Below are 2,079 nucleotides of genomic sequence, written 5' to 3'. Positions count from 1 at the left end.
CTCAGCCCGGGGCCACCAGTTCGCGCGCCACCTGCGCGACGCGCTCGGGGGTGAATCCGAACTTCGTGAGCAGTTGTTTGAGGGGTGCGGAGGCGCCGAAGGTGTGCATTCCGACGATGGCCCCGCCGTGGCCGACGTACCGGTCCCAGCCGAAGGTGGAGCCCTCTTCCACCGCGACCCTTCGGGTGACCGCGGGTGGCAGCACCTGGTCGCGGTACTCCCGCGGCTGACGGTCGAACAGCTCCCAGCACGGCATGCTCACCACCCGGGACGCGATGCCCTCGGCGGTGAGCTCCTCGTGCGCGGCCAGGGCCAGCGCCACCTCGGAGCCGGTGGCGAGCAGGATCACCTCGGGCTCGCCCCGGTCCGCGTCCGCCAGGACGTAGGCACCCCACGCGACACCGGTGGCCGCGCCGAGCCGGGTGCGGTCGAGGGTGGGAAGGGGCTGGCGGGAGAGGACCAGCGCGGCCGGCTCCCGGCGGAGGCCGGCGACCACCCGCCACGTTTCGGCGACCTCGTTCGCGTCGGCGGGGCGGAAGACCAGCAGTCCGGGCGTGGCGCGCAGCCCCGCGAGCTGCTCGACGGGCTGGTGGGTGGGGCCGTCCTCGCCGACGCCGATGGAGTCGTGGGTGAAGATGTGCACGGTGGGGATCTCCATCAGCGCGGAGAGGCGGATAGCCGCCTTGGCGTAGTCGGAGAAGATCAGGAACCCGGACCAGTACGGGCGGAGCTTCGTCAGCGCCATTCCGTTGGCGACGGCGGCGGACGCGTGTTCCCGTACGCCGAAGTGCAGATTGCGCCCGGCGTGGTCATACGGCTGGAAGTCGCCCGCGCCGCCGAAGGTGAGGCGGGTCTTGGTCGACGGCGTCAGGTCGGCGGATCCGCCGAGGACCCAGGGCACCGCCTTGGCCACCGCGTTCAGCACTTGGCCCGAGGAGTCGCGGCTTGCCAGGCCCTTCGGATCGGCCGGGAAGGTGGGCAGCGTGGTCTCCCAGCCGTCCGGGAGCTCACGGCGCTGGATGCGCTCCAATTCGTCGGCCAGCTCGGGGTACGCGCCGCGGTAGGCGTCGAACGTCTTCTCCCAGTGGCTGCGCAACTGTCCGCCACGCGCCCCGATGCCCCGTGCGAACCAGTCGGGCACACCGTCGGGTACGTGGAAGTCGGCGTCGGGTGGCAGGCCGAGGGCGCGCTTGGTGGCTCTGACCCCCTCCGGCCCGAACGGCGCTCCGTGTGCCTTCGGTGAGTCCTCGACCGGTGAGCCGTAACCGATGTGGCTGTGGACGAGAATCAGGGTCGGGCGTGCGGCCTCGGCCCGGAAGGTGTGGAAGGCGCGGCTGATCCGGTCGAGGTCGTTGGCGTCGGCGACGGTGGTCACGTTCCAGCCGTAGGCCAGGAAGCGGGCGGCGACGTCCTCGGTGAAGGTGATGTCGGTGTGGCCCTCGATGGTGACCCGGTTGGAGTCGTAGATCCAGCACAGGTTGGTCAGCCGCAGGTGTCCGGCGAGCGAGGCCGCCTCGGAGGAGACGCCCTCCATCATGCAGCCGTCCCCGGCGAGCGCGTACACGTCGAAGTCGAAGAGCGGGAAGTCCGGGCGGTTGAACCTCGCCGCCAGCCACCGGCCGGCGATCGCCATGCCGACGGAGGTGGCGACTCCCTGGCCGAGCGGGCCGGTGGTGGTCTCGACGCCGCTCGTCCACCGGTACTCGGGGTGGCCGGGGCAGCGCGAGTCGAGCTGCCGGAAGGACTTGAGATCGTCGAGGGTCACCGCCGGACGGCCCAGCACCTCGTACTCGGGGTCGACCGTGCGGACGCCGGTCAGGTGCAGGAGCGACCAGAGCAGGGCGGAGGCGTGGCCCTCGGAGAGCACGAAACGGTCGCGGTTCGGCCAGATCGGATCGGCGGGGTCGAAGCGCAGAAACCGCTGCCACAGTGTGTACGCGACGGGCGCCATCCCCATCGGCGTTCCGGGGTGCCCCGAATTCGCCTTTTGCACCGCGTCCATGCACAGTCCGCGGATCGTGTTCACCGACAGCGTGTCCAGGTCGGTCATGGCTACGCCGCCCTCCGTGCGCTCGATGG

The 2,079-nt window shown here is 71.2% G+C and carries 1 protein-coding gene; it reads right to left on the bottom strand.

The features are described 5' to 3' along the window. Position 1: 1 nt before the first annotated feature. Positions 2-2,050, bottom strand: coding sequence for a transketolase (gene tkt / locus J5X86_RS50105; protein ID WP_208523222.1), 2,049 nt, complete (start codon positions 2,048-2,050; stop codon positions 2-4). Between the last annotated feature and the right edge of the window lie 29 nt (positions 2,051-2,079).

It is taken from the genome of Streptomyces sp. NEAU-YJ-81 (assembly GCF_017592595.1).
In the GTDB taxonomy this organism is placed as follows: Bacteria; Actinomycetota; Actinomycetes; order Streptomycetales; family Streptomycetaceae; genus Streptomyces; species Streptomyces hygroscopicus_B.
The sequence above is the reverse complement of the archived record's forward strand: the minus strand, read 5'-3'. Positions and strand labels throughout refer to the sequence as shown.